The sequence below is a fragment of the Streptomyces sp. YIM S03343 genome (assembly GCF_054729195.1).
Window position 1 is genome coordinate 2,427,986 of record NZ_JBPUKX010000001.1, and the last position, 26,128, is coordinate 2,454,113.

Below are 26,128 nucleotides of genomic sequence, written 5' to 3' on the forward strand. Positions count from 1 at the left end.
ACCCTGCCGGGACCGCAGAGGATGCTCTCGGTACCGCTTACAGGTCCCCCAGGTTGAGCCTGCGGGCTTCGTCGGCTGCCCTGCGCTCGGACGACGCGCGGGTATAGCGGTCCAGCATGTCCCGCCGCGTCCATCCGGCAACGGCCATCAGCCCGCCCTCGCTGCCACCGGCCGCCAGCCACCTGGACGCTGCCGTGTGACGCATCAGGTGGGGGTGGAAGCCATCGATACCGGCCAGCTCCGCCCGACCCTTCAGAGCGACGTACAAGCCGTCATAGCCGAAGCCCTTGCCCCGATCGCCGAGCCAGAGGGCAGGCGTGTCAGCGAGCTGATGCGCTCGGCGCAGCCGCAGGTAGCGGTCGATGGCACGCCCGGTCTGGGCGCCGAAAGGTACGGTCCGACCCTTCCCACCCTTACCCTTCCGGATGACCGCACCGCCGTCGCGAAGGTGAATGTCGTCCAGGGTCATTGAGACGACCTCTCCGGCACGCGCTCCGGTCTCGATCATGAGTCGGATGATTGCCTCGTCGCGCCGGTCGCGGAGATCGTTTCCCTTGCACGCTTTTATCAGCGCCTTCAGCTGATCGTCATCCAGGCATTCGACGACCTTCGCATCCAGCTTCGGCGGGCGCAGATTGACGAGCTGGTCGTGGTCGATCTCGCCCTCGTCGGCCAGCCATGCCGAGAACCGGCGGACCGCGAGCTGACGTGAACGTGCGGTGGACGCCTGCGCTCCGCCGTCAATCAGTGCGACCGTGAAGGCGTTCACCGTGGGCCGGTCCAGCGCCGGGGGAATGCCGGTCGAGGCCGTCCACCGCAGGAAGGACCGCACCCCGTCACCGTAGGTTTTCAGGGTCTGGGCAGACTTCCGTTCGGCCGCCAGATGGAGCACCCAAGAGTCCAGAAGCGCACGCATGTCCGATTCATTCATGCCGAAAGCATATGCCAATCCCCTGCTGGGATATCTGGTCTAGGAGCGCTGCGCTTGCGATGAAAAACGCCCCCGACCCGCGATTCAGCAGGTCAGGGGCGCTCTGTTGATACTTGGCTTAATCCAGGTAGTCGCGCAGCACCTGCGAACGTGACGGGTGGCGCAGCTTCGACATGGTCTTGGACTCGATCTGGCGAATGCGCTCACGCGTGACGCCGTACACCTTGCCGATCTCGTCGAGGGTCTTCGGCTGACCGTCGGTGAGACCGAAGCGCATGGAGACGACACCGGCCTCGCGCTCGGACAGGGTGTCCAGGACGGAGTGCAACTGCTCCTGGAGAAGCGTGAAGCTGACGGCGTCGGCCGGGACGACGGCCTCGGAGTCCTCGATGAGGTCACCGAACTCGCTGTCGCCGTCCTCGCCGAGCGGGGTGTGCAGGGAGATGGGCTCACGGCCGTACTTCTGGACCTCGATGACCTTCTCCGGGGTCATGTCGAGTTCCTTGGCCAGTTCCTCCGGGGTGGGCTCGCGGCCCAGGTCCTGGAGCATCTGGCGCTGCACACGCGCGAGCTTGTTGATGACCTCGACCATGTGCACCGGGATACGGATGGTGCGGGCCTGGTCGGCCATCGCGCGAGTGATCGCCTGGCGGATCCACCAGGTGGCGTACGTGGAGAACTTGTAGCCCTTGGTGTAGTCGAACTTCTCGACCGCGCGGATCAGACCGAGGTTGCCCTCCTGGATGAGGTCCAGGAAGAGCATGCCGCGGCCGGTGTAGCGCTTGGCCAGGGAGACCACCAGTCGGAGGTTGGCCTCCAGGAGGTGGTTCTTGGCGCGGCGCCCGTCCTCGGCGATGATCTCCAGCTCGCGCTTGAGCTTCGGGGCGAGTTTGTCGGCGTTGGCCAGCTTGTCCTCGGCGAAGAGACCCGCCTCGATCCGCTTGGCGAGCTCGACCTCCTGCTCGGCATTGAGCAGGGGAACCTTGCCGATCTGTTTGAGGTAGTCCTTGACCGGGTCGGCTGTGGCACCGGCCGCGGCGACCTGCTGGGCCGGCGCGTCGTCCTCGTCCTCGTCGGAGAGCACGAAACCGGCGCTCTCCGTACCCTCCGGCTCGTCACCGGCCTTGGACTCCTCGAGCACCTCGTCCTCGAGGATCTCGGCGTCGTCCTTCTTGGCGGTGGTCTTCTTGGCCGCCGTCTTCTTGGCGGGCGCGGCCTTCTTGGCTGCCGCTGCCTTCTTCGCGGGCGCGGCCTTCTTGGCGACGGCCTTCTTCGCGGGGGCGGCTTCCTCGGCGGGGTCACCGGCGACGGGCGCGGCTGGGGCGGCCGCGGTGCTGGCAGTGGCCCTACGCGTGGTCACCGTCTTCGCGGCGACCGTCTTGGTGGCGGTGCGCTTCGCCGGACTCTTCGCTGCGACGCTCTTCCGGGTGCGCTTGGGCTCCGCGGCACTGACCATCAGCGTCACACCCTCTTCCTCGAGGATCTGGTTGAGGCTGCGCAGTACGTTCTTCCACTGAGTGGCCGGAATCTGGTCAGCTTCGAAGGCCCGACGCACATCGTCGCCGGCGATCTGCCCCTCAGCCTTTCCCCGCTCAATGAGCGCCATGACAGAGACGGACTCGGCGATCTCCGGCGGGAGCGTACGGGATGTGCTGGCCGACACGAACAACCTCTCGGAACGTTGGAAAACGGCTTCCGGCCCCGTCCACGACGGACTGGAGCCGACCGCCGGCTTGGGGATGGGCCGACGGCGCGGGCGGGGGCCGGGAAGATGCACAGCGCCTTGCGTGGCGTCCGTATTCCCTCCGCGGCTGTCACCTCTTAAGTCATCGCGCTGTTTCCACGAGCGTTACGCCGATTCCGCGTGGCCCGAGTCACACCCCATAAGCATGTAAAACCAGTCATATACACACAGGGCGGCTGATGTGTGATCTTGTGACCGCTCGACAGGGCCGAACGGCTGCGGCGTACACCCCGCCGCAGCACCGGACCCCGCCGGTCTCCCGAAGGATACGGCGGGGTCCGGCAGGGTCCGGCGAGTGAGCGACCCCCGGGGCCGGGCGGTTGTTCGAGCGGCGACGCGTCCCGGCGAGGCGTCGCACACGGTGTGCGGGTCAGTGCTCGCGGGGGGCGGGCACCACACGCTCGACCTCGGGATGGACGATGAGCAGCTGCCGCATGGCCGCCTCGGCTCCGGCACCGTCGCCCTCACCGAGGGCGGCGACGATCCGGCCGTGCTGCGCCAGGGTCGCCTCGTTCGGCCGTTCACAGCCGGTGACCGGCCCGCCGGAGACCTGGAGCGCGGCCGAGACGATCCCCGACAGGTGTTCCAGCATGCGGTTGCCGGCGACCTGGATGAGCAGGGCGTGGAACTCGGCGTCCGCCCGCGAGAAGGTGAGCGCGTCGCCCTGCGCCATGGCGTGGCCCATGATCTCGACCATGTCGGAGAGCCTCTGCTGGACGTCCTCGCGCCCGTGTCCGGCGGCGAGGCGGGCGGCCAGCGGCTCGATGGTCCAGCGCAGCTCGCTCAGTTCGCGGCGCTGGTCGTCGCGCTGCGGTCCGAAGGCGCGCCATTCGATGATGTCCGGGTCGAGGAGGTTCCAGTCGCTGACGGGACGCACGCGCGTGCCGACGTTCGGGCGGGCGCTCACCAGCCCCTTGGCCTCCAGGACCCGGAGCGACTCACGGACGACGGTACGGGACACCTCGAAACGCTGGCCGATCTCCTCGGGGACCAGCGGGCGGTCGGCGCCCAGATCACCCGAGACGATCATCTGACCGAGCTGCTGGACGAGTTGGCCGTGCAGTCCACGGCCTCGGCTGCCTGCGGCGCGTCGGCCCACCCGGGTCAGCTCGGGATCTGCGCCGTCCCAGATGTGGGGTCCGATGCGATCGGGGGCGGGGCCCTCGGCATAGGGGTAGCGGTCGAGTTCGCCCGGGCCGGCCAGACCGGAGTCTGCGGAGCGGGCGGCGGTCATCATGGTGTGCGCAAGGGTACTCACGGATCTTTTGTCGGCGTCGCCCCCAACTGCCTTGAGGGCTTTGGTGAAAAGCACACGAAAGGGTGATCGCTCACCCCGTCGCAATTGACGCCTTATCGGAAAGAATTGGCCTTTCGATGGGGAGTTGTGCGCGAGTCGGGACCGGAACGGAGCGGATGGTCGTCATCGAGCCCTGCTGCGCAGGGTCGTGAGCAGATACGCGCAGAGCAGGACGGCCAGCGACAACGCCAGTGCACCGCCCACGGGTTGGGCGGCCGTCCGGACCGCGGCGAGCAGGTGACGCTCGCCGCCGAAGGGCCATGGCCACAGGAGCAGCTGCGGCAGCCGCAGCGGAACGCCCGCCGCCGTCCGTACGTTCGGACCTTCGAGTGCCTTGTGCAGCAGGGGCACGACGAGGACCGGTACGGCCACGACGGCGGCGAGTCCCGCCGTGGTGGAGCGAAAGACGCCGGCGGCCAGTACTCCGGCCCACGCGCACCCGGCGGCGAGGCCCAGCCAACTCGCGGTGAGCGGGAACCAGTCGGCGGGAACTTCCGCGATCTCCCGGCCGTACAACAGATACAGCAGTCCCGCGTCGCAGCCGATCGTGAGGGCGGCCAGCAGCAGTGCGACGGCCGTGGAGACGAGGAGTTTCGCAGTGAGCAGCCCCAGTCGGCGGGGCACGGTACCGCGATCGGCCGCCAGCGCGGGGTGGCGGAACTCGTCACCGAAGGCCAGCGCGCCCAGCAGTCCCGCACCGAGGGCCGCGGGCGGCAGGGGCAGTTCCCGTGGCCAGGCGGCGAGCAGGCGTGCCTGCGGGGTGTGTCCGACACGGGCCAGCAGTACGGCGGTGAGGGCGGACACCGCGATCACGGCGGCGCCGATCAGATAGCCGGTGCTCACCCCGGTGACTCGGCGGAGCTCATAGCGGATCGGGCGCAGGGGACTGCGTACCGGGCGGACGGCGATGGGAGGTGGGAGCGGGGACAGGTCATCGTCGGCGATGCCGGTCGTCGCAGGGAGAACGAGTGTCGGTGAGAGCCCGGTGCCGGTCGGCTGAGGTCCGTCGGGGTCATGGGGCGTGGCGGCGGCCCGAGGCTCCTCGGCGGGCTGGGGGTTCGGCGACGGCTGCGGGGCCCCGGCGGGCAGTGGCGCGCTCACGGCCGGTACCGACGGATCGGGAGTGCGCGGTGGGTCCGCCGTGTCGGTCGCGCCCAGCGCGGCGGGCACCCGTGTCGGCGGCCGGGCGCCCGACACATACGACGTATCCAGCGCATCCGTTGCATCCAGCGAAGCAGGCTCGGGGCGCACACCTGACGCAGGCAGCCCACCTGATACAGGCAGCACAAACGACGTGGGCAGCACATGCGGCGAGGGCACCACATGCCGCGCGGGCAGCACATGCGACGCGGGCAGTTGGGCATCCGGTCCGGTCGAGTCGTGCCCCGGGGACTCTCCGACGGCGCCCGGCCCCATGTCTCCGACTTCATCGGCGAGCTGGTGGACGAGGATGCCGTGGCGGAACGCGGCCTCACCGACATCGGCACACGTACTGCCGTAGACCGAGAGGCGGTTGCCGTTCTCCCGGACCACCTCGACGGAACACCGGGCGCTCCGGGCCTCCTTGGTGAGCAGTACCGCGAGACGGGCGGCGTGCGGGCTGCGGACGGCCACGCGGGGGCGGAGCCGGGTGCGCGCGAAGTCGCGGGCCTCCTGGTCGGCCACCAGCCTGCCCTGGTCGAGGGTGACGACCCGGTCGGCGGTGCGGGCAGCCTCTTTGGGGTCCGCGGTGGCGAACAGGACGGTGCCGCCCTGCTCCACATGTGCCCGGAGCATGCCGTGCAGCCAGCGGCTTTCACCGACCGAGAGACCGTCCGCGGGGTCGTCGAGCACAAGGGCGTGCGGGTCGGGCAGCAGCGCGCAGGCGAGCCCGAGGCGGCGGTCCATGCCGCGGGACAAGGTGTCCAGGCGTTCACCGCGCAGGCTGACCAAGCCCACTTCTTCGAGGACGTCATCGGCGCGGCGGGCCGGAACGCCCGCCGCCGCGCACAGCATGCGCAGATGGCCGCGCACTGTGCGAGCGGGGTGGCCGGGCACATCGCCCAGCAGCACTCCGGCCTCATGCGCGGGATGGGGGATGCGGTGCAGGGGGCGGCCCCTGAAGTACGTCATTCCGCGGCCCTGTTGGAGTTCGAGCATCAGCCGCAGCGCCGTCGACTTGCCCGCGCCCGGTGCTCCCAGCAGCGCGGTGACATGGCCTGTGTGCGCCTCGAAGGAGACGTCGTCGACGGCGGGGGGATGCTCCTTGCGGGGGGTGCTGGTCAGTCCGATCGCCTGGATCACCCGCAGCAAGATAGCGCGCTATGTTCGGTTTTCGGGGCATACGCGACGTGGCAGGCGATGTGTGCTCGCCAGTTCAGGACCGCGGTTCACCGCGTGGTCCTCCCCCGTCACACCTCGGGGCGCAGCATCGGAGGGTTGAGCAGGGTGGCGCCGCCCGCGCGGAACAACTGGGCGGGGCGGCCGCCCTGGCGTGTGGTCGTGCCCCCGGTGGGGACCAGGAAGCCCGGCGTCCCCGTCACCTTCCTGTGGAAGTTGCGCGGGTCGAGAGCCACGGCCCAGACCGCTTCATAGACCCGGCGCAGTTCACCGACCGTGAATTCAGGAGTGCAGAAGGCAGTGGCGAGCGAGGAGTATTCGATCTTGGACCGGGCCCGCTCGACCCCGTCGGAGAGGATCTGGGCGTGGTCGAAGGCGAGGGGGGCCGCCTGTTCGCCGTCCCGTCCGTATCCGCCCTGTTGCAGCAGTTCCTCGACCGGCGCCCAGCGCGCGTTGCTGGCGTCGCCGCCCGCCCGGGGTGCCGGGAGGTCGGGGGCGAGCGCGAGGTGGGCGACGCTGACCACGCGCATACGGGGGTCCCGGTCGGGATCGCCGTAGGTGGCAAGCTGTTCCAGGTGGGCGCCGTTGTCCTGGACGGGGGCGGCGGGGTCGTGGGCGCGCAGCCCGGTCTCCTCGGCCAGTTCGCGCGCCGCCGCCTGGGCAAGATCCTCGTCGGCCCGCACAAATCCGCCGGGCAGTGCCCAGCGTCCCTGGTAGGGCGTTTCCCCCCTGCGCACCGCCAGCGCACAGAGGGCATGGCGGCGCACGGTCAGCACGACCAGGTCCACGGTGACGGCAAAGGGCGGAAAGGCTGACGGGTCGTAGGGCATGCCGCGATCATAGTCGTCTTCCTGACGATAAACACTCTCTTCGCCGATCGCTTCGATGGTTGATCCGCATCGTTCCGCAGCGGGTCCGCGCCTGGTCGGGGCGGCGGGTGGGCGGCGGTGCTCCCTGCGGACACCTGCCGCCGCCCGTCATCCGGTTCACGCCCGGACGTGTCCGGAGCCGACGCGGAGTCGCCCTGCCCCGGCCACGGCTCGATGCCCGAGGGGCCGGCCGCACCACTCGCGTGACCCGCACATCATGTCGGCCGGTCACACCTCCCCTTCAGCGGTGTCGTTCTCGCTCACGGGACGCGAGCCGTCCGGGTCGGCGGACGCCCGTCCTCGGCCGCCGGAGCCGACACCACCATGCCTCACGTCGTCCGGTCCTGAGGTGCGCCTGCGCTGTGCACCGGGCGAGGCAGGGCCGGGGTGGGTGGGGCCGCCAGCGGGTGTGCGGCGCGTCTGCCGCCCGACGGTGCGCGCGGTGCGAGGGCGGAGGACGGCGGCTTCCGCCCGACGGCGTGCGAGGCGTCGGCGGCGGGCCAGGAGGCCGGCATCGGCGTCGGCGCACGACCTGGCGGTCGCCGTCGTCTGCGGACCGGGCCCGGTCCGCCTCGTCGTCCCGCGCCAGGCTGAGGTCCTGCCTCCTCCGCCCGGCCCGTCGGCCTCCCCGCTCACCGGCCCGGAATCCGGCCCGGCGCTCTCCGGTCCCATGCCTGCCCGTCCCGTGCCTTCGGGTCCCGTGCCTTCCGGTCCCGTGGTTTCCCCGCTCACTGACGTCTGCGTCCGCCCGCCCCGTTCCGTGCGGAGGCAACGGCGGACGGACTCCGGGTCCAGGCCCTGGTTGCACGCCTGGTGGAGCAGACGGGCGAAGAGGTAGTCGGGATCAGCCGCCAGAGCCATGGTGAAGGCCTCCCGGGCCTCGATGTCGTCACCGGTCGACCATGCGACCCATCCGGCGAGGGTGAGCGGCGCCGCCGCGTGCTCGCCGTAGGACCCGACGCAGCGACGGGCCAGCGCACGCCACAGTCGCAGGGCCGGAGGCGCTTCCTCGCCCTCCATCCACTCGGCGGCGCGGTCACGGGTCGTACGGTCCTGGAGGCCGAGGATGAGCGTGGCCGCCTCGTCATGCGCCAGCAGTTCGTCGTCGCGGAGGTCCGCCGGGAGCGTGCCGGACACGGACGAGGCCGCCGCGAAGCGGTTCACCAGGCGTTCGGCGAGCACCATGGTCTCCCGTGCCACGTCCGCGCGCGCCCCGTCGTCGACGATCCGTGGGACCAGGGTCCGCGCCGCTGTGTCGAGCGCGCTCTCCTGATCCAGCGCGGCAGCGCACTCCCAGGGCATCAGCCTGGACCGCAGCCCGCTGAGGGAGCCGCGGACCTGGACCCCGGCGTAGGCCGCGGCGGCGGCCAGCACGGAGGTGCCGGCCAGGCCCATCGGCGTTCCCTCGGACGGGCAGCATGCCTCCTGCTCGCAGCAGTACGACCAGAAGCGCCCGTCGGAGACGCACAGCGCCTCGATCACCGGGATGTCGAGTCGGCCGCACTCGGTGCGGAGCAACTGGGCCAGCGGGCGCAGCCGTTCCATGGTCGCGCGCCCCGACTCACCGTCCGCCGGTTCCTGGCAGACGTAGGCGACCATCTGAGCGGGGCGTGTTCCTCTGCGCTCGCTGCCCGTGACCAGGCCCTGGACCAGTTGCCGGGTGGCCGCGGCCCAGTCGTCGGCGTTCCCGGGGATACCGAGCCGGGCGCGTCCGCCGAGCCTGCCGCGTCCGTCCTCCTCATGGAGGGCCACGAGGACCATGCTGTCCTCGGGACGGTATCCGAGGAGGTACGGCAGGGCGTCCGCCAGTTCGCCCGGCGTGCGCAGGGTGACCTGGTGCGTCGTGGAGTGCACGTCGTACAACGCGCCGTCGCCGTCACCCGCACTCCCGCCCTGCCCACCGTGCCCGTCCAGCCCACCGTGCCCACCATGGCCGTCACGCCCATGACCCGCATCACGCGCGCCGTGCCCGTCACGTCCGGCGATGTCACCGTTTTCCGAGGATCCAGTCGTTTCGCTGTGATTCGTCATGCGCCGACGATCTCGCGATTCCCAAGATCGCGTCGGAGCCTGTGGATAAGTTCGATCAAGAACACGACAACCGGCGAGGGCCGTGGCCGGTGCTTGTCAGTGGCGTCCTGTTGGATGGGGGCATGGAGCAGCACACGAACGACGCGGATCTCAGGACAGAGGCCGACGCGGTCCTCGCCCGGCTCGTCGGCGACGGTACGGGGGCGGCGCGGCTGCGTGAGGACCAGTGGCGGGCCGTCCAGGCGCTGGTCGCCGAGCGGCGGCGGGCACTGGTCGTGCAGCGCACCGGCTGGGGCAAGTCCGCGGTCTATTTCGTGGCGACCTCGCTGCTGAGGGCCAGAGGCAGCGGGCCGACCGTGATCGTCTCCCCGCTGCTCGCGCTGATGCGCAACCAGGTGGACGCAGCGGCGCGCGCCGGTATCCACGCCCGGACGATCAACTCCGCCAACACCGAGGAGTGGGACACCGTCCAGGAGGAGATCGCGGCCGGTGCGGTGGATGTGCTGCTCGTGAGCCCGGAGCGGCTGAACAACCCCGACTTCCGCGACCAGGTGCTGCCCGAGCTCGCCGCGGCCACCGGTCTGCTCGTCGTGGACGAGGCGCACTGCATCTCCGACTGGGGACACGACTTCCGCCCCGACTACCGGCGGCTGCGCACCATGCTCACCGAACTGCCGCCGGGCGTGCCCGTGCTCGCCACCACGGCCACCGCCAACGCCCGGGTGACGGCGGACGTCGCCGAACAACTGGGCACGGGCGTCTCGTCGGACGCGCTGGTGCTGCGCGGACCGCTCGACCGGGAGAGCCTGCGGATGGGGGTGCTGCGGCTGCCGAACGCGGCCCACCGGATGGCCTGGCTCGCCGACCACCTCGACGAACTGCCCGGCTCCGGGATCATCTACACCCTGACGGTGGCCGCCGCCGAGGAGGTCACGGCCTTCCTGCGGGAGCGCGGTCACACGGTGTCGGCGTACACGGGAAAGACGGAGAACGCGGACCGTCAGCAGGCCGAGGACGATCTGCTCGCCAACCGGGTCAAGGCCTTGGTCGCCACCTCCGCATTGGGCATGGGCTTCGACAAGCCCGATCTCGGTTTCGTGGTGCATCTGGGCTCACCGTCCTCGCCCATCGCCTACTACCAGCAGGTCGGCCGCGCCGGCCGCGGAGTCGAGCACGCCGAGGTGCTGCTCCTTCCGGGCAGGGAGGACGAGGCGATCTGGGAGTACTTCGCGTCGCTCGCCTTCCCGCCCGAGGACCTGGTGCGCCGCACTCTCGGCGTCCTCACCGGCGCGGACCGGCCGCTGTCGCTGCCCGCGCTGGAGCCACTGGTGGAACTGCGCCGCTCCCGGCTGGAGACCATGCTCAAGGTCCTGGACGTCGACGGCGCGGTCCGGCGCGTCAAGGGCGGCTGGGTGGCGACGGGGCAGCCGTGGGCGTACGACGCCGAACGGTACGCCTGGGTGGCACGGCAGCGGACGGCCGAGCAGCGGGCGATGCGGGAGTACGCGGCGACGACGGGCTGCCGGATGGAGTTTCTCCAGCACCAGCTGGACGACGAGGGCGCCAAGCCGTGCGGCCGCTGCGACAACTGCGCAGGCGCCCGCTTCACGGCGGACACCTCCGCGGCGGCGGTGGATGCCGCGCTCGCCGATCTGGGCCGGGCAGGCGTCGAGGTGGAGCCGCGCCGGATGTGGCCGACGGGTCTGCCGGCGATCGGCATCAACCTCAAGGGGCGTATTCCGCCCCGCGAACAGGCTGCCGCGGGGCGGGCCTTGGGACGCCTGTCCGACATCGGCTGGGGCAATCGGCTCCGGCCGCTGCTGGCACCCGGGGCCGCCGACGGCCCGGTGCCGGACGATGTGGCGCGGGCGGTGGTGGACGTGCTGGCGGACTGGGCCAAGGGGCCGGGCGGCTGGGCCTCCAAAGCGGCCGACGCCCGACCCCGCCCGGTGGGCGTCGTCACCCTCTCCTCCCGGACCCGGCCGCAGCTCATCCATTCCCTCGGCATGCGCATTTCGGAGGTCGGACGGCTGCCGCTGCTGGGCTCGGTGGCGTACGAGGCGGACACCGCGCCGGTCCCGCGCAGCAACAGCGCTCAGCGGCTGAAGCTGCTGGAGGGTGCCCTCACCGTGCCACCCGCCCTGGCGGCGGCGCTCACCGAAGCCAGGGGCCCCCTGCTCCTCGTGGACGACTACACGGAAACCGGCTGGACGCTCGCCGTCGCGGCCCGGATGCTTCTGCGGTCCGGTGCCGAGGAGGTGCTGCCGCTGGTCCTCGCCGTGCGAGGCTGATCCGTCGCCCGGATGGCACCGCCCGCCCGCACCGGGCATCTCCGGAGGGCAGGCTGGGTAAGAACATTTGCCACACATCACTAGATAATTTCCAGTGGTCCCAATTGCTCGTTGCCGCATCTCAGTTCGACAGCAAGAATTGAAGTCCGCTCCCCGCACGGCCCGGCCGTGACCAGGTTGAGCCCTGCTGCGGTGTGCGCCCCCGAATCCGACCCCTCGCCCGCAGTGTGGGCGCGTAGCCGAAGGGAGGAACGTGACCTTCGGATTCACTCCGTCCTCAGCGGCATCCCTGTCGACGTCCGCGTCCGCCGCTTCCGCCAGCCGTCTGCTGGAGCCCGCGGAGTGGGCCTCCGCCGGGATCCCGCTGCTGAGCAATCCCCGTGAAGTGGTCAGCGGCCTGCACTCCCGGCACCGCCCCAGACCGTCGACCGCGATCGTGGCCGTCCTCGATCCCGAGGAGCGGCTGCTGGCCAGCGCCTCGTTCGTCCGCCGTCCCACCCCTGTCGACGGCTGGATGTTCCGCAACGCGCTGCTCTCCCAGCTGCGCCGGATCATCCCGCACGACCTGCGGCGCCGGACCCCCGTGCGCACCGCGGTGCTGGTCTACTGCCGCGAGGGCGAACCGGGTTGGACGGAGGAGGACGGCGCATGGATGTGGGGACTGCGTGACGCGTGCACCTTGCACGGGCTGCGCTGCGGGGCGTACATCACGCTGACGAACGACGGCTGGAACGTGCTCGGCGAGGGCCGCGGCGGTCGCCGTCCGAACGCACACTCGTCGCCCGAACCCTTCGCGCTGTCGGAGATGCCTCCCCCGCTGCCGCGCACCGGCGGTGCCGTGTCCGAGGTCCTGCGGCGCGCGGCCGCCAGGTGAGATAGGTCCCCGTTTCGGCCACGGCCACGGCCGCAGCCCCGGCTGCGGCTGGGGCTGAGGCCGTGGTGAAGCGACGGCAGGCAGCCAGGGCACGCGGCCGGCCGCCCCGTACGTCGGCTGGTTGTGCCCTGCAGGCGCCGGACGGGGCCCGCGCCGCCTTCAAGACATGAACGCAGCGAGCGTCGGCCGTACCCGCGCGCCGTCACTCTCGGAACAGCGGGAACCATCCACCGCGTCCGGCTGCCGGGCACAGGACACCCTGCCCCGAGGGTGGCGCGGAACGCCGTGCGGATGCGCGTGTCACAGTGCGTCGGGCGCGCGCCGATTCCGGCCCACGGGTACTCAGCGAGTTTCCGGGGCGCGGGCGACAGGCGCGGCGCGGATGCCGGACGGCAGGCCTGCGGATGCCCGGCCGCCGGCCGTCCGGGCACGCCGAAGGCCGCTCTGTGCCGGTGCCGCCTCGGCGGCACCTTCCGTCACACCCCCGAGCGTCCCCGGGCCGCGGAGACGCTCAGACGCCCGCGCCCAGCACCGAGTTGATCTGCTGCGGGTCGCCGCAGACGATCAGCAGGGCACCAGCCCTGGCATGGGCCAGCGGAAGGGCTGTGACGGCAGCGGTGTCGTCGCCGTTGACGGCGACGACGACCACGGCACGCGGCGCGGCACGTCCGACACCGGCGGCGTCCGTGTAGAACACGTCGTCGCCCGCGTCGTGCTGCGCCCAGTAGGCGGCTTCGCCGAAGGACAGTTCGTGCGCGGCCCACGGGTGCGGTTCGCCGGTGGTGATCACCAGCACCTCACCCGGGGAACGGCCCGATTCCAGCAGCAGGTCCACGGCTTCCTCGGCGGCGTCGAGCGCACCGCCGACCGTGGCCGGGATCAGCTGGATCTGCGGGGTCGCGGAAGCAGCGGAGGACGGGGAGGGAGCGGCCGGACCCTTGGGTCCGGGCTTGGCCGGTGCCACGTCGCGCGGCGTGCGTTGCGCCGGAGGCGTGGGCCGGAGAGGTCCGGGACGACCCGGACGCGACGGAGCCGCGGGGCGCGGGCCGGGTACAGGGCGGGGGGTCGGCGCGGTACGGCCACTGGCCGGAGTGGCGCGGGGACCCTGGGCACTCTCGTGAATCTGAGGCTCCTCGGGAATGAGAGGCATGAGCTGATGTCTATCAAACGTCGGCGCGGATCGCGCCGTCGGGTGGCACATGAGTGCGAAACGGAACGATCAGAAGTCGAAGCCCAGCTGCCCCTCGATCTCCGGACCGCCTCGGTCCGCCCAACTGCGGGCCTTCTTGAGGTGCCGCCACTGGGGCAGCGCATCGAGATACGCCCACGTCAACCGGTGATACGGGGTGGGTCCCCGCTCCTCCAGCGCGGCCTTGTGCACGGGCGACGGATACCCGGCATTGTCCGCAAAACCGAAGTCTGCATGTTCCATACCCAGTTCGGCCATCATTTTGTCGCGCTGAACCTTGGCGATCACGGAAGCAGCCGCGACGGCCACACAGGACCGGTCGCCCTTGACGACCGTACGGACCTGCCACGGGGCACCGAGGTAGTCGTGCTTCCCGTCGAGGATCACCGCGTCGGGCCGGACCGGCAGGGCCTCCAGGGCGCGCACCGCGGCGAGCCGCAGCGCAGCCGTCATCCCCAGATCGTCGATCTCCTGCGGTGAGGCGTGGCCCAGCGCGTACGACGTGACCCACGTGCGCAGTGCCTCGGCGAGCTGGGTACGCCGCCGCACGGTGATCAGCTTGGAGTCGGTGAGCCCCTCAGGGGGGCGACGCAGTCCCGTGACCGCCGCGCAGACGGTGACCGGACCGGCCCACGCGCCGCGCCCCACCTCGTCGACACCGGCGATGACCTTCGCCCCGGTCGTGGCACGGAGGGAGCGCTCAACGGTGTGAGTAGGCGGTTCGTACGGCATGGCGCCCATAGCGTACGCCGCCTGGATCCCCCCGCGACACCCAGGTTTCCCCGAGCGGGTGTGCGGTGTGCACCACTCTTCGTCAGCGGGTGACCGGTCGCAGCAGCGGCAGCATCAGCTGATCCACCATCTCCTCGATGTCAGCCTCGGTCCATTCGCTCCCGCACACCTTGGCGCGGTACATCATCATGGCCGGGATGGCGTCGTAGACAAAGCTGTTCGACGCATCGGGACGCACCTCTCCCCGCTCGATGCCACGGTCGACGACCTCGCGAAGCAGCCTGGTGGCCGGTTCCAGGAGCCCCTCGAAGATCACCCCATGGAAACGCTCGGCCTGTGCCGGGTCGCATTCGTGAATGACCGAGCGCAGTGCGAATCCGGGACGTGAGTACATCGCCCCGCGCGCCTGGCGGCAGAGTTCCAGCAGATCCTCACGCACACCGCCGAGATCGGGTGCCGCGTCGAAACGCGGCAGCCCGGCCTGAAGGGCGTCAGCGACGAGGTCCTCCTTGGAGGGCCAGCGCCGGTAGACCGCGGCTTTGCCGGTCTGGGCGGCGGCCGCGACCCCCTCCATGGTCAGGCCCTTCCATCCGACCGTGCTGAGCTGTTCCAGCGCGGCGTCGAGGATGGCGCGTTCGAGTACGGCGCCGCGCCTGCGAAGGGAGGCCGCATGAGCGGGAGCGGCCGTCCAGCGCGAGGTAATCATCTGAGTTTCTCCAGCGGACAGGGGGAGCGGAAACGTGCGGGACGGGGGAGGTGCCACGCGGAGACAAGGGGGGAGACACCGCGCGACAACGACTTAAGTGAACGCTTGCGTTCTCTATGAGGGACTCATTAAGGTGGTCCAGACAGTGAACGCATGCGTTCACTAACGTACTCGTGAGGGACCCAATAGTGACAACCTCTCAGTTGATTCAGGAACAGAAGCCGGGTGCGGCCCGCCGGGACGGGCATCCCGGCATCGCGCTCACCGTCATCGCGGCCTGCCAACTCATGGTGGTACTCGACGCACCCGCTTGGTCATGAGTCTCAGAGTCCTCCAAAAGGAGGCGCGGTTCAACGGCCCCGGAGATCTCCAGGTCAGGCAGGCCAACGGCTGTGGACATGATCGGCACCGGAACGGTTTCAGCACCAGCGAGAGCGGCCACCACACGGCCCCGAGTCCCGTCGTAAGCCCACCTTGACCAGCGCGACATAAGGGACTTGCTCGCGCCTCGCTGCATGCGAGCAGCAGCCTCGCTCCAGCCATCCCCCGTGCGCCCCTTCCACAAGATGGCTTCGACGGCATCCCTGAGAGGCAGATCGGTCTTCTTTCCAGAACCCCGACCAGTCTTCTTCACCAGCGGCTCAATCCGAGCCCAGGCATCATCGGTAACAACTACGGGAATGCCCAGGCCCATTTCCCGGAACGACGCACCCACTGAGCATTCCTTGCCAGCCCTTCTTACCGGCACCGTCCCCTGAATTCGAACCCTGATGTCTGCGAGGTCGATCACCCCAGCCTGATCTTCTGGCGGCATGCTGGGCATTTCTGTACGGGCCAGCTCGGCGAGCGACCGCAGGTCTCGCGCCCTCTGCTCGGCCGCAAGGGTTTCCATCTGCCAGGCAACGGCTTCATCTTTGAGTTTCTTGAGCCGCGCCAATTCCTCGGTGAGCGGCTTGACGGCGGCCGCAATCAGCTCTTGCGCTGCATGACCTTCCAGGCCCATCTCTGCAGCCTGTTTCGCCGTCATCCCCATGACGACAGCAATCGCTTTTTCCTGTACCGTCATATTGCGATCGAGGTCTTCGATTCGGTCTTCGTGCTCCAAGTTACCCCCGAGCGTCACATCAATCCACTCGGAGGCGAGGGCCACCAATTCTTCGGGATCTCCAAAGATCTTGGCAGTGCGGCCCCACACTTCAGCCTCAATCTGCTCGGCGTTGATCTGACTGCACTTACACACGGGAGCTCCAGCGTACTTCGGTTGCTTCCCGGAGCAGACGTAGGTGCGCTCACCCGTGGAGGATTGCACTCGACCCACATAGTAAGAGCCGCAAAGGCTTTCAATCCTCATGGAGAGCGGGTAAACATTCTTCCCCTTTCGTGGGGAGCGTCGCTTTGTAATCTTCTCAGCAGCATTCTTCAGCTTCTCCACTTGCTTTTCGTCTAGCACAGGATCCAGACGAATCGTGACCGTCGCCCCGTAAAGCGGGTTTCCGTCGGAGTCAACTTTTGCACCACGACCGTACCGGGAATCCCTTGACTCGACATCCCTGAAGACCTGGACACCCTCAAGCACAGCACGTGACATCATGCGGCATTTCAGATTCTCACTCGACCACGGCGCTCCGGAACGAGTTACCTGGACTCGCCACCCATATGGGACGGTACCGCCCGTGTAACCGCCTTCTTCCGCCTTTTCCTGAACACCACCCTGGGTGCGTTCTCGGATAACCTCACGCTCTTCTTCCGCGTAGTCGGCATCCTTACGCATCTTCTTACGACCGTCGACGGTTGTGTTGTCATAGTCGCCCTTTACAACGGCGACATAGACGTCAAGATCTTCAAGTTCCCAGACCCAACGCCAAAAGGCCCGACCGGTTCGACCGATCGCACGGCCTTCAGGGACGACCACGACATCGAAGGGCCGGGGGTCCTGCCGGACATCCTGCATGAGCCCCTTCAGGTCGTCCCGCTCATGTGCTTCGAGACTCCCACTCACGCCCTCGTCGGCATAGGTGGCAATGTGGTGCCACCCCTTCTTCTGGATGTACTGCGCCGTCTTCTTACCCGTGTAGGCGATGCCGTAGCCCTTGGCCTGTTCCTCGGTCGACACCCTGAGGTAGTCGACGGCCCGGAGCTGAGCACCCTTGACGGCCGTGCCCACAACCTGGACGGCGGACGTGAGAGTATGGGTCATGTCAGTCCCTTCGCGACTGGCAGGCCAGCCTGTCGGTTGGCCCGACCCCGGAGTGCGCGCCAACGTCTCTCCGGGGTCGTTCTCTGATACGGCTACCTCAGCCTTCGCGCCCCGTGTCGTGGTCACGTTCCGACCCGCCAACTCTCGTTCCTCTCGGTTGCATTGCCTTCCTTCTCCGCCAGGTGTCTGAAGAGGAGCCGGGCAAGCCGCCTGCGTTCGGCAGGCCCCCAGTCAGCCGTACGCCAAACTTCGACAGTGGATCCGTCAGCCCGATGCTCGACCCGTTTCCGGCTCATGCCTCAAACCCCCGATCCGCCTTTTCCTCACGGGCCAGTTCGCGGCTTGCGGCGATATCCTCGGCAATGCCAGCGGCGAGCCGGGCAGCACCGGCGGTGTATCCAGAGCCGAAGTAGCGCCAGTTCGACTCTGTAATGACGGCCTGGTTGTCGGTCGGTTGTGTGTCACCGCGCTGGTATTCGGCTCGTTCCTCGCACAGTGCGCCGTACGTGGTGGAGTAACGGCGGGATTTGGTAAGGATGTGGCCCCGGTAGCCGAGGCTGTGAGTCCAGGAGTTCGACGTGTACTGGCCAGGTTCAACCAGTGGATGCAACACCGCCTTATTTGATCGATAGTAGATGGTCGTTGAGGGCTTCGGCGGGTGTCTTCCAGCCGAGGCTCTTGCGAGGGCGGCTGTTGAGCGTGGCTGCGACCGCCTCGATATCCTCAGCCACCCATCGAGAAAGGTCGGTTCCTTTCGGGAAGTATTGGCGCAGCAGGCCGTTCGTGTTCTCGTTCGTGCCGCGTTGCCAGGGGCTGTGTGGATCGGCGAAGTAAACCGGGACGCCGGTCTCGATCGTGAACTGGGCGTGCGCCGACAACTCCTTGCCCCGGTCCCAGGTCAGCGACCGCCATAGTTGCTCGGGCAGGGTGCTGATCGTCGCCGCAAGCGCGTCTTTCATCGTCACCGCGCCGTAACCGGCCAGCGGCGGTCCGTTCTTGGTGCGGGGGACGACACCGTAGCCGTCCTGGCGGGGCAGATGGACAAGCACCGTGTACCGGGTCGTGCGCTCGACCAGCGTGCCGATTGCCGATCGCTCAAGTCCGATCAGGAGGTCGCCTTCCCAGTGTCCCGGTACGGCGCGGTCGTCGGCTTCGGCCGGCCGTTCGCTGATCAGCACCTCCGGTGTGACGTGGGCCCACGCCTTCCGCTTGGACCGGGCACGAGGCACCCTCAGGGCCCTGCCGGTGCGCAGGCAGGCAACGAGCTCACGCTTGAGTGCTCCCCGGCCTTCGATGAACAGGGCCTGGTAGATCGCCTCATGGCTGATCCGCATGGACTCATCATCGGGGAAGTCGACCTTCAGCCGGTTCGCGATCTGCTCCGGACTCCACGCCATGACCCATTGGCGGTCGCCGCGGTGCGGCTTGTTCCTCCCTTTCCACCGCGGGCCATCCGGCCCCAGTACCGTCCCGGACAGGCCGCTGACCTGGCCGGAAAGCCTTTGCTGCACGTAGTCCCGCAGCCGGTCGTTCGCGGCCAGTTTTGCTGTCTTGGGGCGCCGGGCCACAAGGTCGGCCTTCCACTGCGCGACCGAAGCCCGGTAGTCCAGTCGGCCGCCGCGGGTCGCGGCGTTGCGGCGCAGCTCGCGGGATACCGTCGATGGATCGCGGCCGAGGCGTCGCGCGGTCTCCCGGACTCCGATGCCCTGTGCTTTGAGGAGCGCGATCTCTTCACGCTCGTGAAAGGACAGGTACCGGCCGGACTGCGGAGCAAGATCCATTGGTGGCATGCCGCCACCGTGACGGAACCACCTGCAACCCGCCGCCTGGGATACGCCGACCGCAGCTGCCGCCTCCTCGGCAAGCAGCCCCTTCGCGATCTGCCGCCAGAACTGGCGTTCTACTTCCCGCCGAAGCGCTGGCGCACCCGGAGACTTCATCGGCGACCGTCCGTTCAACGCCGCCATCGATCCCGCCGGCCTGCCCATCAACACCTCCGAGGACGAGGTGTTGCAACGACCGATTGAATCCGCCCTGACAGCCGTGGTCGGAGTGGTGAATGAGCTGTCCGGGCGCAGCCGGAGGAGTTCCAGTCCCGGCAGGCCGCCCAGGCGCCAGCACGTGACCATGAGGGCCCGTACGTGGGGTGTGACGACGGCCGCGTGGATGTCGTCCGGGCTGGTGACGCGGTAGTCCAGTCCTGCGCCGGTTTCAGCGGTCCCCTTGGAAACGTACTTGGCCACGTAAGCGGCGACCGCGTCATCGGTGGGTCCCTCATCGTCGGCGAAGGCCAAGATGGCCGCACGACCAACTGGTCGCCAAAGACGAGGAGTTCAGTTCCGTAGGCGTCGGAATCGGGGACGCGCACGTTCGCCGCAGCGGCAGCCGCGTGTACGGCGCCGGTGAGCAGTTCGGCTGTGGCCCATTGGGGGGACGAGGCGCCGGGACCGGCCGGACCGTCGACACGGACCACGCCATGGAAGCTGAATGAGACGGAAACTGAGACGGCCCGGCCAGTCGCCGAGCCGCCTCATGGGTGGCGTGACCTTGTGAACCGTAGCTCTAGATAGATCGGTCAGTGACGGTCATACAGGCCGCGCTTCGGGTCTACAGGGACGCTACGGGACGGTACCGGTTGCTGTGGTTGCTGTACTTCGCTGCTGTACCGCCGTCTCAGGGCCTCCCTCAGGCGGGCACACGGCGGGCAGGCGGGGCGGGTGTTCAGTTCTCGGCATCCTGCTTGTGCGCTCTGCGACGTTTCGGCCGGGGACGGATGTGATCGAGGGCCGTGCCGACAAGCGTCACCCCGCCGACGATCAACATCAGGTTGGAGGCGACGCGATACATGCCGGTTTCATAGATCGACTCCCCACAGGCCCAGAGCAGGCTGACACAGAACATGATCTGGCCGGCGATTCTTCGAATGCGTGGAGTCGTCATGTCTGCCTCCAAGTCCGATGCGCTCTCAGCAGGCGCTGTAGGAGTGTGACATGAGGGAGCGGACCGGATTGCGACCCTCTCGATGCGAACTATGGGCGGGGCGGTCGCTGAGGTCTACCAGGCACGTCAGCCGAGCGCTTGGGTCTGGAGGCGGTCGGTCGTGGGCGAGGAGGTTGCTGTACTTCATTGCTGTATCGGACCCCGGGGCAGCCTGCCTGGACGGGGCAGCATGACGGCCAGCACTTGCGCGATCATGAGCGCTCGGAATGTCGCCACCATGTGGCATCGCGAACTTGTGAATGCGAAATCGGCACTCAGTCCCCTTCGGGTGAGCCACCGGACTTGTCCGTGCGCATGAGAATGCCGGGGCAGTCTGGATCGACTTCGCCCGTGTAGTGGTTTCGCCAGAAGTAGCGACTGGTGCGCGGCAGCGGCACCTCCACAAGTCGGCCGTCGTGCATCATCCACAAGCCGAAGCAGTCATCTTCCTCGTCGTGGATCAGCACCTGTACGGAGTGCGGGGATGGCCAGGGCTGAGACTCCAGGTGTTCCAGGAGTCCGACCCAGTTGCTCCGTCGCGCGAACTCGATGGCCCAGCCGCCGAACAGGCCATGCCCGATATCGGCAAATTGCCCAGACCACTTACGGTTGCGGTCCGGTTGGGTCAGCGGTTCCATGATCTCTTCTGCGCTGCTGGCCAACACGATGACCTCGGCGAATCTGCTCATGGCCGAGTATCACCGGAGACGTGGGAGGAACTGCAATCGAGTTCCGTCTTTGGAATCGCCATCCGCGATCCGAAGACGACGATGGCGAGAGGTTGGCTCCGAGACTTTGGGCTGGAGCTGCCATGGGGCGAGTGATCATGGCCCCGTAAGCTTCCGCCGAGTCGGGCAGTCTGTGGACCTAACGTCGCGTCGCTATTTGGCTGGTGGTTGAGGTGTGACGCGGGGTGTCTCGTCTCGGCGGCAGATGGTGATCGTGTAGGTGACATTGCCGGTGGGCACGGGGCCGGGGGCTCGGACGCGGTGGTTGGGTCCCTGTCTGGCGCGGGGCCTGACGCGGCGGGGTCTGCGGGGGATGAGCTGGGCCAGGGCCTCGGCCCGGACGAGGGTGCTCAGCGGGGGCTGTCCTGTGGTCGGTAGGTAGTGCAGGTAGCGGCGGGTGGTGCGCAGGACGGCGGTGAAGGAGATGCGGTCGGGGTCCAGTTCCTGGCCGGTGGTGGGATCCAGGCTGGCCTGGGCGGCTCGGGCGCGTTGGGACTGCAGGTATTGGTGGGTGATGAGCAGTCGGTAGATTTCCTGCGTGACGCCGTCGGGACTGTGGGAGCGCAGCAGGGGCCGGTGGTCGCGTTGGAGGATCTTGGCCTCGGACAGGCTGGTTTCGCTGTTCCAGCGTTCCGCGTAGACGGCGGCGACCTGCTGGGCGGGTGCTTCGTCGGGGTTGAGCAGGCTGGTGATCACCCGCAGCGGGCGGGTGCGGGGCGGTCCGTGTTCGGGGGTGGCGGTGATGTCGGCGTCCACGACCCGCACGGGATGCCGTGCGGGTGGCCTGGAGGCATGCGCCGGTTGCAGAACCGGGAGTCGGCCTGGCGCTGGCTGGAGGCCCGGTCCGGGACGCAGGACAGGAAACTGCCGTCGGCCAGTTCGCGCAGGTGGGGCAGCCAGTGGTGGGCGTGGGTCCGGACGATGAAGTCGGCGCCGCCGGCGGCGATCCGGGTGAGGATGTCGTGGCCGTGGAAGGCCCGGTCCATCAGCACGAGCTGCCCGCTGGACAGGGTCGGGGCCGTGGCCAGGTGCTTGGCCAGGGCGACTTCGTTGTCGCGGCGTGGTCCGAAACGGGCATCGACGATGCCGCGGGTGCCGCATGCGATCAGCAGGACGAGTTTGACCTGCGGGTGGCGTCCGGGTTTGTGACCGCCGCCCGGAGGCGGGCCGAACGCCTTGGTGTTGCGGTACCCCAATGGCGTCGGCAAGGTCCCGCATCTCTTGCGTGAGGGTACGCCGACGCGCGATCACCTGGCCGAAGATGTCCCGCGCGTAGCGCTGGTTCGGCAGCCACTGAGGAGCGTCCGCGCGGATTCCTTGAAGAACCTCAACCGTCTTCGCGTAGTCACGAGAACGCGCATGCGCCTCTGCCACATCCAGCAGATGACGGTTTCGGTTGTTGGAAGTCGGCCGCATGCCGCCGGTCGGAATTCGCGCCGAGAGTTTGAGCACGAGGTCCGGCTTGTCGACGATCATGGCGTTCTCTGCACGCTTCAGGGCCACTGTGACCGGGCCGAAAGCCTGCAAGAAGTCGTCGCGAGGTGCGAACTCCCGCCCCATCGCGACCGCCGCCGAGTTGGCGTAGCGCAAGGCATCCTCGGCCGCTCCAGGCCGGTGTCGCGGATCGCGGCAGCGGAGGCCCGCAACAGCAGCCAGCCCCACGCGCTCAGTTCCCCAGGGGTCGCCCGCGAGATGCGCGGCTCCACCTCGTCCGCCCACCGCGTCGCCAATGTCCGCACCTCCGCCAGACGCCCGCGTCGCAGCAGCAGCCAGCACTGCGTGCTCACCGTCGCCGCCGCCTGAAGCCGGTCCGAGGACTCCTCAAGAGACCGGGACAGGGCAATGTCTGCCGCTTCGAACTGCCGAGTCTGAGTCAGCAACCAACCCGTCAGCTGAGAGAGCCGTACTCGCACGGCCCGTCCCTCCGGGCCATGCTCGGCGATGAGGTCGGCGTCCCGCAGCAGTGGCGGGAGAAGAACGCTCAGTTCGGCGAAACGATCGCCGGAGAACAACGGCAGGGCCGACTCCAGAGCGCCCCGCACACCGTGCACGGTCGGCTCTTCACTCGGCCCGTCCGCGCGGACCGGAGCCACGAGCGCCCGCCGGACTCCCTCCCAACGCTCATCCGCTCCAGGAGCCGCCTGCCGCTCCTCCTCATGGTCGGCAATGAGGTTTGTGGTCGGCACCCGCAATGCTTGTGCCAGCTGGCGCGCGGTCTCCAAGCGCGTATCCGCGCGCTCCCCCTGTTCCAGCTTTCGGATCAGGGAGAGGGAAACGCCGGATTCGCTGGCCAGTTGGCGTTGGGTCAGGCCACGCCGCTTGCGCACTTCCTGAAGACGTTTGCCGATGTTGGCGCTCATGATTCGAGCGTACGGCGCCCGCAGAATGTGCGCGCCGGCTTCCACGACTCGCCGCCGATCGGGGGACAGCGGGTGGACGTCATCAGCCCGCAAGCTGAACTCGGAACCTCAAGACGCGCTGCGGTTCAGCACGACCGACCTCACGTGGGTCGTCATGGCCTACACGCTCACCTTCGGCGGCCTGCTGCTCCTCGGCGCACAGCCCGGGGACATCCTGGGCCGCCGCCGGGTGTTCATGACACGCATCCTGCTGTTCACCTTCGCCTCCCTGCTCGGCGGCCTCGCCCAGGAGCCGTGGCAACTGCTCGCCGCACGTGCCTTGCAGGGCGTGGGCGGCGCGATAGCGTCGCCCACCTCGTTGGCGCTGATCACCACCACCTTCCCCGAGGGCCCGGAACGGAACCGGGCCTTCGGAGTGTTCGCCGATGGTGGTGTTCGGCTTCGGCATGGGTCTGAACTTTGCGACTGTGACCGTCACCGCCGTCTCCGGGGTCGCCCGCACGAGGCCGGCGCGGCGTCCGGTCTGCTCAACGCCACCCAGCAGGTGGGCGGTTCGCTCGGCCTGTCCATCCTGACGACGGTGTTCGGCACGGCCAGCAAGGACGAGGCGAAGAAGCAGCTGCCGAAATTCCTGGCGGAGGGCTCGCCCCAGCAGAAGGCGGAGTTCGCCAAGACGCACCAGCTGCCCGCGCCCTGGGGGCACGAAGTGCTCGCGCACGGCATCTCCACCGCTTTTGTCCCGGCGGTCGGAATGGCGGGGCTCGCCCTGGTCACGGCTGGGCTCGTGATCAAGGTCCGCAGGAGCGACCTCGAGGCGCTCGCCGGCACGGCGGGTCCCGGGCTCGGCTGACCCGCCCTGCCGGACCCGCCACGCAGAACCGGCCGGTCCGGCAGGGCGGGTGGGAGGTCGTGGCCGCCGCAGTGCGGCGGCCACGGCCGTCAGGGCGACGAGCATCAACCCGAGCCACGCGGACCGTACGGAACGCCACAACGGCATGACCACCTCCCGCGCCTTCTCCTCCACCGCCCCGTGCGCACCCGTACGTCGCACGGCGGATGAGAGAAGAACGGGTGGGCATCACGCAGAGTTCCCGCCGAACACGCGGAGTCAGGAAAGCGGAGTCAGCGGGAGCCACGGAAGACCGAGCCCCGGAACACCGTGTCAGGCGGCTCCGGGCACCCAGTCCGGCAGCCGCTCCGTGTGCGCCACCCACGCAGGGGGTGGTGTCCCCGTCCCTGCGGCCAGCACCCCGCCCACGATCGCGCAGGTGGTGTCCACATCGCCACCGACCTGCGCGGTCGTCCAGAAGGCGGTCTCGTAGTCACCGAGGGCCCGGGCGGCCGACCACAGGGCGAAGGGAACGGTGTCGTGGGCGGACGTCCGCCTACCGCACCCGAGGACGGCCGCGACGGTGGTGGCGTCGCCGTAGTCGAGCATGTCCCGGGCGCGCCGCAGGCCCGCGCCGACGGCGCTCTTCGGGACGAGGGCGACGACGCCGTCGAGCAGCGCCGTAGGAGTCGGCGGTCCGCCCGGGGCGCCGGCCAGCGCGGCCGCAGCGGCCACGGCCATGGCGCCGACGACCGCCTCGCGGTGCTGATGGGTGGGGTAGGCGGAGATCTCGGCCTGGTGGACCGCCTGTTCGGGGTCGTCGGCGTACCAGGCGCCCAGCGGGGCGATGCGCATCGCGGCGCCGTTGCCCCACGACCCCTGGCCGTCGAAGAGGCCAGCGGCCAGCTCGCGCCAGTCACCGCCCTCCCGGACGAGCCGCAGGAGCCGTCCGACGGCCGGGCCGTAGCCGCGGTCGAAGTCGTGGTGCCGGGCGAACGACTGCGCCAGGGCGTCCTGGTCGGCGCGGCGTTTCGCGGCCAGGACCGCGACCACGGAGCAGGCCATCTCCGTGTCGTCCGTCCACTGCCAGGGAGCCGTCGGCAGCTCCCGGCGTCTGAGGAGGGGATAGTTGTCGGGGACGAAGAACTGCGAGCCGAGCGCATCTCCCACCGCCAGGCCGCGCAGGCTGGCGAGGGCACGCTCCAGACGTACGTCGAGAGAGGAATGTGCGGTCATCGAGCTGCCACTCTAGCCCCCGCGCCCCCGGCATGATCCGCCGGACAGGTCCTAACGGCCGATCCCGTACGACTCGGGGTCCCGCCAGCGGTCGAAGGGCCGGTCGAGGGTGTATTTGCCGTCGTCCCCCAGAACGAGCATGCGCATCTCCGCGTTCCCGGGGTTCGACAGCGACTCGAATTCCGCGACCGTCCAGTGGAACCAGCGCATGCAGAACAGCCGCATGGCCAGCCCATGGGTCACCAGGAGCACATTGGGCGGGTGGTCGGGGGCCTCGAAGCTGCGGTACAGGCTCTCCAGGAAACCGCCGACCCGGTCGTAGACATCGGCGCCGGACTCCCCCTGGGCGAAGCGGTAGAAGAAGTGGCCGTAGGCGTCCCGGTACGCCTTCTGGAGCCGTACGTCGTCGCGGTCCTGCCAGTTGCCCCAGTCCTGCTCCCGCAGCCGTGGCTCCTCGCGCACCCGTATGAGGTCGGGGTCGAGGTGGAAGGCGCGGAGGGTCTCATGGGTGCGGCGGTACGGGGAGACGTAGACGCTCACCCGCTCGCGGCCGAAGATCTCCCGCAGGGCCTTGCCCGTCTCCTCCGCCTGCCGCCAGCCGCGGTCCGTCAGCGGGAGCGCATGGTCGGGTTCACGCTCGTACACGGAGTCGTCGACATTGCCGGCCGACTCTCCGTGCCGGACAAGGACGATGCGCCGTGGTCTTGCCATGGAAGGAAACCCTAGATCGGGTTGCCGCCGATCGAGCACTCGTACGGGCTCCATACGGCGTAGATCACATCAATCCTGCACCAGTCGTCCCCTCCGCACCCCGCC

Annotated in this window: 18 protein-coding genes and 4 pseudogenes; 3 read left to right on the forward strand and 19 right to left on the reverse strand. The window is 69.1% G+C overall.

Annotated features, from left to right (window positions below):
• Positions 1 to 37 precede the first annotated feature (37 nt).
• The 6 genes from ACSYGN_RS10335 to ACSYGN_RS10360 all read right to left on the reverse strand — a co-directional run bounded on the left by ACSYGN_RS10335 (position 38) and on the right by ACSYGN_RS10360 (position 9,191).
• Positions 38 to 931, reverse strand: a complete 894-nt coding sequence (locus tag ACSYGN_RS10335) for a tyrosine-type recombinase/integrase (RefSeq protein WP_460394133.1) — start codon at positions 929 to 931, stop codon at positions 38 to 40.
• A 118-nt stretch (positions 932 to 1,049) separates the two neighbouring features.
• On the reverse strand, positions 1,050 to 2,594 hold the full coding sequence (locus ACSYGN_RS10340; protein WP_460394135.1) for an RNA polymerase sigma factor: 1,545 nt from the start codon (positions 2,592 to 2,594) through the stop codon (positions 1,050 to 1,052).
• Between the two features lie 451 nt (positions 2,595 to 3,045).
• Complete coding sequence (locus ACSYGN_RS10345) at positions 3,046 to 3,933, reverse strand: FadR/GntR family transcriptional regulator (RefSeq protein WP_460394137.1); 888 nt, start codon at positions 3,931 to 3,933, stop codon at positions 3,046 to 3,048.
• A 162-nt stretch (positions 3,934 to 4,095) separates the two neighbouring features.
• Positions 4,096 to 6,255 carry an ABC transporter ATP-binding protein gene (locus ACSYGN_RS10350; RefSeq protein WP_460394139.1) on the reverse strand — a complete coding sequence of 720 codons (2,160 nt, stop codon included), beginning with the start codon at positions 6,253 to 6,255 and terminating at the stop codon, positions 4,096 to 4,098.
• A gap of 107 nt (positions 6,256 to 6,362) precedes the next feature.
• Positions 6,363 to 7,121, reverse strand: coding sequence for an NUDIX hydrolase (locus tag ACSYGN_RS10355; protein ID WP_460394141.1), 759 nt, complete (start codon positions 7,119 to 7,121; stop codon positions 6,363 to 6,365).
• 267 nt (positions 7,122 to 7,388) lie between these two features.
• Complete coding sequence (locus tag ACSYGN_RS10360; protein WP_460394143.1) at positions 7,389 to 9,191, reverse strand: DUF4192 domain-containing protein; 1,803 nt, start codon at positions 9,189 to 9,191, stop codon at positions 7,389 to 7,391.
• Positions 9,192 to 9,313: 122 nt separating this feature from the next.
• On the opposite strand from ACSYGN_RS10360, the gene ACSYGN_RS10365 reads away from it, so the two are divergent.
• Together ACSYGN_RS10365 and ACSYGN_RS10370 are read left to right on the forward strand one after the other, a co-directional pair.
• Positions 9,314 to 11,482, forward strand: coding sequence for a RecQ family ATP-dependent DNA helicase (locus ACSYGN_RS10365; RefSeq protein ID WP_460394145.1), 2,169 nt, complete (start codon positions 9,314 to 9,316; stop codon positions 11,480 to 11,482).
• A gap of 253 nt (positions 11,483 to 11,735) precedes the next feature.
• Positions 11,736 to 12,356 carry a hypothetical protein gene (locus ACSYGN_RS10370; protein ID WP_460394147.1) on the forward strand — a complete coding sequence of 207 codons (621 nt, stop codon included), beginning with the start codon at positions 11,736 to 11,738 and terminating at the stop codon, positions 12,354 to 12,356.
• 511 nt (positions 12,357 to 12,867) lie between these two features.
• Here the strand turns inward: ACSYGN_RS10370 and ACSYGN_RS10375 are convergent.
• From ACSYGN_RS10375 to ACSYGN_RS10425, 11 genes and pseudogenes are all read right to left on the reverse strand, one after another.
• On the reverse strand, positions 12,868 to 13,506 hold the full coding sequence (locus ACSYGN_RS10375; RefSeq protein WP_460394149.1) for a hypothetical protein: 639 nt from the start codon (positions 13,504 to 13,506) through the stop codon (positions 12,868 to 12,870).
• A gap of 69 nt (positions 13,507 to 13,575) precedes the next feature.
• On the reverse strand, positions 13,576 to 14,277 hold the full coding sequence (locus ACSYGN_RS10380; RefSeq protein WP_460394151.1) for a ribonuclease HII: 702 nt from the start codon (positions 14,275 to 14,277) through the stop codon (positions 13,576 to 13,578).
• Between the two features lie 82 nt (positions 14,278 to 14,359).
• Positions 14,360 to 14,983, reverse strand: coding sequence for a TetR/AcrR family transcriptional regulator (locus ACSYGN_RS10385; RefSeq protein ID WP_460394153.1), 624 nt, complete (start codon positions 14,981 to 14,983; stop codon positions 14,360 to 14,362).
• A 454-nt stretch (positions 14,984 to 15,437) separates the two neighbouring features.
• Positions 15,438 to 17,180: pseudogene (locus ACSYGN_RS10390) on the reverse strand (recombinase family protein); the annotation flags it as partial.
• A 292-nt stretch (positions 17,181 to 17,472) separates the two neighbouring features.
• Positions 17,473 to 17,907, reverse strand: coding sequence for a replication initiator (locus ACSYGN_RS10395; protein WP_460403363.1), 435 nt, complete (start codon positions 17,905 to 17,907; stop codon positions 17,473 to 17,475).
• Positions 17,798 to 19,474 carry an IS30 family transposase gene (locus ACSYGN_RS10400; RefSeq protein ID WP_460394155.1) on the reverse strand — a complete coding sequence of 559 codons (1,677 nt, stop codon included), beginning with the start codon at positions 19,472 to 19,474 and terminating at the stop codon, positions 17,798 to 17,800. The genes ACSYGN_RS10395 and ACSYGN_RS10400 overlap by 110 nt, the downstream gene beginning before the upstream one ends.
• Before the next feature lie 14 nt (positions 19,475 to 19,488).
• Positions 19,489 to 19,653, reverse strand: a pseudogene (locus ACSYGN_RS10405) (replication initiation protein); the annotation flags it as partial.
• Between the two features lie 248 nt (positions 19,654 to 19,901).
• Complete coding sequence (locus ACSYGN_RS10410) at positions 19,902 to 20,120, reverse strand: hypothetical protein (RefSeq protein WP_460394157.1); 219 nt, start codon at positions 20,118 to 20,120, stop codon at positions 19,902 to 19,904.
• Between the two features lie 314 nt (positions 20,121 to 20,434).
• Positions 20,435 to 20,848, reverse strand: coding sequence for a hypothetical protein (locus ACSYGN_RS10415; RefSeq protein WP_460394159.1), 414 nt, complete (start codon positions 20,846 to 20,848; stop codon positions 20,435 to 20,437).
• A 192-nt stretch (positions 20,849 to 21,040) separates the two neighbouring features.
• Positions 21,041 to 22,095, reverse strand: a pseudogene (locus ACSYGN_RS10420) (transposase).
• A 285-nt stretch (positions 22,096 to 22,380) separates the two neighbouring features.
• The gene (locus tag ACSYGN_RS10425; protein WP_460394161.1) at positions 22,381 to 23,247 is read right to left on the reverse strand and encodes a helix-turn-helix domain-containing protein; all 867 of its coding nucleotides are present in this window, start codon (positions 23,245 to 23,247) and stop codon (positions 22,381 to 22,383) included.
• A 109-nt stretch (positions 23,248 to 23,356) separates the two neighbouring features.
• Here ACSYGN_RS10425 and ACSYGN_RS10430 point away from each other — a divergent pair.
• Positions 23,357 to 24,097 (forward strand): annotated as a pseudogene (locus ACSYGN_RS10430) (MFS transporter); the annotation flags it as partial.
• A gap of 312 nt (positions 24,098 to 24,409) precedes the next feature.
• Here ACSYGN_RS10430 and ACSYGN_RS10435 read toward each other — a convergent pair.
• Entirely contained in the window at positions 24,410 to 25,312 is a 903-nt protein-coding gene (locus ACSYGN_RS10435) for an ADP-ribosylglycohydrolase family protein (RefSeq protein WP_460394163.1), read from the reverse strand.
• 51 nt (positions 25,313 to 25,363) lie between these two features.
• The gene (locus ACSYGN_RS10440; RefSeq protein WP_460394165.1) at positions 25,364 to 26,023 is read right to left on the reverse strand and encodes a histidine phosphatase family protein; all 660 of its coding nucleotides are present in this window, start codon (positions 26,021 to 26,023) and stop codon (positions 25,364 to 25,366) included.
• Positions 26,024 to 26,128: the final 105 nt, after the last annotated feature.

Bases quoted from the DNA above. Each gene is read 5' to 3' on its own strand.
- ACSYGN_RS10375 (WP_460394149.1), bottom strand. From the start codon at position 13,506: ATGCCTCTCATTCCCGAGGAGCCTCAGATTCACGAGAGTGCCCAGGGT.
- ACSYGN_RS10410 (WP_460394157.1), bottom strand. From the start codon at position 20,120: ATGACGACTCCACGCATTCGAAGAATCGCCGGCCAGATCATGTTCTGT.
- ACSYGN_RS10385 (WP_460394153.1), bottom strand. From the start codon at position 14,983: ATGATTACCTCGCGCTGGACGGCCGCTCCCGCTCATGCGGCCTCCCTT.
- ACSYGN_RS10365 (WP_460394145.1), top strand. From the start codon at position 9,314: ATGGAGCAGCACACGAACGACGCGGATCTCAGGACAGAGGCCGACGCG.
- ACSYGN_RS10335 (WP_460394133.1), bottom strand. From the start codon at position 931: ATGAATGAATCGGACATGCGTGCGCTTCTGGACTCTTGGGTGCTCCAT.
- ACSYGN_RS10360 (WP_460394143.1), bottom strand. From the start codon at position 9,191: ATGACGAATCACAGCGAAACGACTGGATCCTCGGAAAACGGTGACATC.
- ACSYGN_RS10380 (WP_460394151.1), bottom strand. From the start codon at position 14,277: ATGCCGTACGAACCGCCTACTCACACCGTTGAGCGCTCCCTCCGTGCC.
- ACSYGN_RS10440 (WP_460394165.1), bottom strand. From the start codon at position 26,023: ATGGCAAGACCACGGCGCATCGTCCTTGTCCGGCACGGAGAGTCGGCC.
- ACSYGN_RS10355 (WP_460394141.1), bottom strand. From the start codon at position 7,121: ATGCCCTACGACCCGTCAGCCTTTCCGCCCTTTGCCGTCACCGTGGAC.
- ACSYGN_RS10435 (WP_460394163.1), bottom strand. From the start codon at position 25,312: ATGACCGCACATTCCTCTCTCGACGTACGTCTGGAGCGTGCCCTCGCC.
- ACSYGN_RS10415 (WP_460394159.1), bottom strand. From the start codon at position 20,848: ATGAGCAGATTCGCCGAGGTCATCGTGTTGGCCAGCAGCGCAGAAGAG.
- ACSYGN_RS10425 (WP_460394161.1), bottom strand. From the start codon at position 23,247: ATGAGCGCCAACATCGGCAAACGTCTTCAGGAAGTGCGCAAGCGGCGT.